General features: G+C 68.6%; 3 protein-coding genes. All 3 read right to left on the bottom strand.

All coding sequences use genetic code 11. The features are described 5' to 3' along the window. Positions 1 to 26 precede the first annotated feature (26 nt). Positions 27 to 1,061: a LacI family DNA-binding transcriptional regulator gene (locus UK23_RS47620; RefSeq protein WP_045318484.1), complete on the bottom strand. Its 1,035-nt coding sequence runs from the start codon at positions 1,059 to 1,061 to the stop codon at positions 27 to 29. A 238-nt stretch (positions 1,062 to 1,299) separates the two neighbouring features. Beyond that, entirely contained in the window at positions 1,300 to 3,708 is a 2,409-nt protein-coding gene (locus tag UK23_RS54460; RefSeq protein WP_063778194.1) for an endo-1,4-beta-xylanase, read from the bottom strand. A 17-nt stretch (positions 3,709 to 3,725) separates the two neighbouring features. Further along, positions 3,726 to 5,228: glycoside hydrolase family 6 protein (locus UK23_RS47630; protein ID WP_045318486.1), on the bottom strand; the 1,503-nt coding region annotated here is incomplete at its 5' end.

Consider the following 5,228-nt stretch of genomic DNA (forward strand, 5'->3'; position numbering starts at 1 on the left):
CATCGACCGCGCGCAGGGCGCTGCGGTCAGCCTGAGGAGGCGGCGCCGTAGCGGGCGGAGGCGAGTTCCGGCGTGCTGATGCGGCGTGAGAGCCGTGGCGGCAGCAAGAGCAGGGGTGGCACCGCGCGCCCCTCCAGCTTGCCCACCAGGAGCTCCACGGCGTGCCGGCCGAGCTCGTCCACCGGGAGCCGCACCGACGTCAGCGGTGGTGACACCTGCTCGGCGATCTCGTCCGGGCAGATGGCGACCACGGCGACGTCGCCGGGCACCTTCCGGCCGGACGCGCGCAGGCACGAGCTCACCCAGCCGAGCGCCGCGTCGTTGTGCACGACCAGCGCGGTCATGGCCGGGTGCGCGCGGATCAGCGCCTGGACGGACCTGAGCACCGACTCGTAGTCCTCCTCCGCGGGCATGGCCGTGGTGGCGATGCCGCGACGCATGGCGGCCGCGCTGAACCCGGCCATCGCGCGGTGCGCGAAGCCGGTGTTGCGGCGGTAGACCGCGCTCGGGGCGCCGAGGAAGCCGATCGAGCGGTGCCCGAGGTCGGCGAGGTGGTCGACGCACTTGGCCCCGGCCGCCTCGAAGTCGAGGTCGACGCAGGTGAGGCCCTTCGTCGCCGCCGGATGTCCGATGAGGACGGACGGCTTCGCGAGCTCCCGCAGCACGGGCACCCGCTCGTCGTCCATCTCCACGTCCAGCACCAGGAAACCGTCCGCCTGGGCGTTGTCCGCGGCCCTGCGCAGGCCGGGCGCGCCGTCCTCGGCCGTCATCAGCAGCACGTCCATGTCGTGTCTGCGCGCGGACGTCACGGCGGCCGTGACGAACCGCATCATCACCGGCAGGTGGAGACCGGCGCGCAACGGCAGCACCAGGCCGATCACGTTCGACCGGCTGGCGCTCAGGGCGCGCTCCCCCGCGTGCGGGTGGTAGCCGAGCGCCCTGATGCTCTCGCGCACCCTCGACTTTGTGTCCGCCGAGATCGACCGCTTGCCCGTGAGCACGTATGAAACAGTGCTCGGGGCTACACCCGCGTGTCGTGCGACGTCCGCGATGGTGACCACACCGACCCCTCTCGCGAACCCACATCACCCGATGCGTTCCCGACACGATAGGGAGCACGTTCAGGTGAACTCAAGGGTAATGTTCGCGTTAACATTGTTTGCGAAACGTGGTCCAGACGAATCGTGTTGTCTGGAAACTTCCTGAACAGAGGCTTCGTGCAGCTCAACGAAGTTTTGCACCCCCGCTCCGTGCCGTACAGGTGGCGGCACGGAGCGTGAGCACGTTCACATGTGAAGATCACCCGAAGGCCGTCGTCAGTGCCCGGTACGCCGGTTTGGGGGCGAAGGACTCGTCGAACGGCAGCGCCGCCCCCTGACCCGGGAAGACCGACGGGATCCACGAGTGCTTGTCCGACAGCGACCAAGTGGTGAGCCCGACGCACCGGGCCACCGCGAGACAGGCCCGCGCCACCGCGCCGTAGTCGGAGGCCTGCGTCGCGAGCTTCGCCGAGTCCGCGGGCAGGGTCATCCGGACGTCCAGCTCGGTGATCGCGACGTCCACGCCGAGATCCGCGAACCGCTGCAGGTTCTGCTGCATCGACGACGGCACGCCGCCCAGCAGCAGGTGCCCCTGGAACCCGACGCCGTCGATCGGCACGCCCTGCTGCTTGAACGACCGCACCAGCTCGTACACGGCGTCGCTCTTCGCGCCGAGCCCGTCGGTGTTGTAGTCGTTGTAGTACAGCTTGGCATCCGGATCGGCGGCCCTGGCCGCTCGAAACGCTTCCGCGAGATAGCCGTCGCCGAGCTTCTGCTGCCAGAACGACTGCCGCCGCGTGCCGTTCTCCTCGAACGCCTCGTTGACGACGTCCCAGGCGAACACCTTGCCGCGGTAGTGCCCGGCCACCGCGGCGATGTGGTCCAGCATCGCCTGCCGCAACTCGGAAGCCGGCAGGTCCTGCACCCACTGCGGCGTCTGGCTGTGCCACACCAGCGTGTGCCCGCGCACGCGTTGGCCGGCGGCGACCGCACCCGCCCAGATCCGGTCGCCGCCGGTGAACGCGAACTGCCCGCGAGAGGGTTCGGTGGCATCCCACTTCAGCTCGTTGCCGACGGTGATGACACCGGCCTCGCGTGCGGTCAGCTCACGGTTCTGCGTGTCCTCCAGCTCGGACACGGTCATCGCGCTGCCGAAGTACTTCCCCTTGGCAGCGGCCAGCTCGCGCAACGGCTTGGTACCGGACGACGGCGCGTTGCACAGCTGCCCGTTGAGCCGGAACTCGGGCGGAGGGCTGTTCGCGCCGCTGTAGGTGGCGTTGAACCCGAGGCCGGAGACGGTCGCTCCGGCAGCGATGGTCCGGTTCCAGTCGAGCGCTGTCGCCGACGTCTGGGTCCACGTCGCGTTCCAGCCGTTGGAGATCCGCTGGTTGCCGGGGAAGGCGAACGTCAGCGTCCAGCCGTTGATCGGCGTGCTGCCGGTGTTCGTGATGGACACCGAGCCGGTGAACCCGGAACCCCAGTCGTTCGGCACGCTGTAGGCCACCTTGCACGGCCCGCCGGGCTCAGGCCCGGGTCCAGGTCCAGGCCCCGGCCCAGGTCCTGGTGGGGAGCCACCCAGGTACGGGTCGAGGTACGCCTGCTTGGTCGTGTTGACCGTCGTCCAGTCGTCGTTCAGGATCCCGCCGGTGTCCCCGGAGTTGGGGTTCCACGACCAGAACGCGAAGCTGAAGCCGTTGTTCAGGTACTCCAGCAACGTCTTCAGCCACACCCGGTCCCGCGGGTCGGCCAGCGTCGTGCCGAACTCGCCGAGCCACACCGGCGCGACGTTGTTCTTCACCAGGTAGCCCCAGTTGCGGTCCCAGATCCCCGCCAGGTTCGACGGGAACGCCGGGTCCTTGAACCACGACTGCTCGTACACCGAGGTCGCGTAGTCGTGCGCGGAGTAGACGAGCCTGTTGGCCACGTTCAACCGCACGGGCGCCGCCGCCGCGCCCTGCAGGTTGCCGCCCCACCAGTAGTCGCCGCTGACGCCTTCGACGATGATCAGCCAGTTCGGGTTGGCCGCGAGCACCGCGTTGCCCGCCCGTTCCGCACCCAGCCGCCAGTCCTTCGACACGTCCCCGCAGCCCCAGCACGCCGGGTCGTGCGGCTCGTTGTGCAGATCCGCGCCGATCACCGTGGTGTTGTTCGCGTACCTGCGGGCCAGCATCACCCAGTCGTTGATCCACCGGGACTCCGGATAGGCGTCGGTGTACCAGAGCGCCGACTGACCGGAAGAGCTCGGCCGGTGCCGGTCGAGCACGATCTTCAGGCCGATCCGCCCGGCGTGCTCGACGATCTTGTCCATGACCTGGATCCCGGACAGCCCGGCCAGATCGGGGTTCTTGGCGAGGTCGATGCCGTTCGGTGTGCTGCCGGAGTCGAACAGCTGTGAGGCGTACGGGAGGCGAACAACGTTGTAGCGCAACGACTTGATCTGGTCGAGCATCTCGCGGTAGTTGCGCGCCCACAAGCCGTGCGGGCTGTAGGTGTCTGTTTCCAGGCCGAACCAGTTGATGCCGGTCATGCGCACCGGCGCACCAGCGGAGTCGATCAGGCGAGCTCCGCTGGTGTGCCAGTATCCGTCGCCGGCCGCCGTCGCCGCCGGAGTGGAGACGACGACGGTGGCCGACAACAACAGGACCAGCGCACAGAGGAGGCGTTTCATGTGCGCGTCTGTCCTTTCTAGAGGGCCGGGTAGGCGTTGCGCATGAGCTCCTGGAACTGCGCGGAGAACCAGTGGCCGGACAGCGGGGCGTCACCCAGGGCACCGGACATGCTGTTGCCGTTGCGCGGGTTTCCGGTGTACGTCGGGTCGCACATCCGGTCGAAGCCCTTGCCCTCGTTGTTCGGGATCTCCTTGCTGGAGCCGTCGGACTCACCCGGTGGCTTGATCCACACGTAGGCGTCGATGCCCGCTTCCGGCGCGGCCTTGGGGCGTTCGCCGAGGCCGGCACCGGACTGGTTGCACCAGTTGCCGAGGTGGATGCGACGGTCGAGCCGGCCGCCGTTGACGTACGCGTCCGCCGACGTGCGCGGGCCGGGTCCGGTCGGACGGGCCGCGCCGCCCCAGCCGTTGCGGCTCGTGTCGATCAGCATGCCGACGTTCGCGTCGAAGCCCGCCTGGACCGCCCGCTGCCGGAACGCTTGTGCGTAACCGAGTTCGTCGATGTAGCGGTTCCAGTCGACCCACTTCGCCTTCTCGCGCACCACTTCGCCGTTGATGTTGTCGTCGATCTTGAAGTACGGCTCCTTGAGGATCCCGTAGTTCGCGGTGTTGGCGATGAAGCCGTGCACGTTCGCCTTGGTGCTGCCCTGCGCGGTGGCCGCCTGGTACAGCAGTTCGGCCGTCGGGCCGAAGTTGTCGTCCCAGCCGAGCCAGCCGTGGTGGCCGACGTCGAGGTAGTTGTAGACGTTCGGGACCGCGCCGAGCTTCGCGAGCGCGTAGCCGACACCGGTGATGTAGTTGCCGTTGGCCTTCATCACGTCGCACTGCGGGGTGTAGGTCGGCCGCGGCGTGACGTTGGTGATCAGGTTCGGCAGCGAGTCGATCTCGACGACCGTGACGATGCGCAGGTCCTTGTACGCGGGCCTGGCGAGGATCGCCGCGATCGGGTCGATGTACTCGGTCTTGTACCGGTCGATCTCGGTGGCCTTGAGCTCACCGTTGGAGGCGAGCGCCGAGCAGTCGCGGCCGGGCAGGTTGTAGATCACCAGCTGGATCACGAGTGGTGAGCCCGCCGCCTGGCGCACCGCGTCGTCGAGGTGCGCGGCCAGGCCGCGCGCGCCGGTCGTGCCGTTGATCGCCGCGATCCGGTCCATCCACACGCCGGTGGGCTGGTTCGCGACCCTGCTGCCACCCGGTTCCGCGTTGGCCTTGGCCGACCAGTCCGCGTTCACGTAGACCTTGGCGCCCGCGTACGGGTTGTCGACGCGGTTGCCGGGGTTGGGCGGGTTGCCCGTGGTCGTCGTGGTGGTGGTCGTCGAGGTCGGCGGTTGCTGGCCGGTGCAGACCGTGCCGTTCAACGAGAACGACGAAGGATCCACGTTGGTGGAACCGGTGTAGCTGCCGTTGAAGCCGATCTCGGTCGACGCCCCGGTGCCCAGGTTGCCGTTCCACGACATGCTCGCGGCCGTGACGTTCGCGCCGGACTGCGACCAGGTGGCGCTCCAGCCCTGGGTCACCTT

Source organism: Lentzea aerocolonigenes (assembly GCF_000955955.1).
GTDB classification, from domain to species: domain Bacteria; phylum Actinomycetota; class Actinomycetes; order Mycobacteriales; family Pseudonocardiaceae; genus Lentzea; species Lentzea aerocolonigenes_A.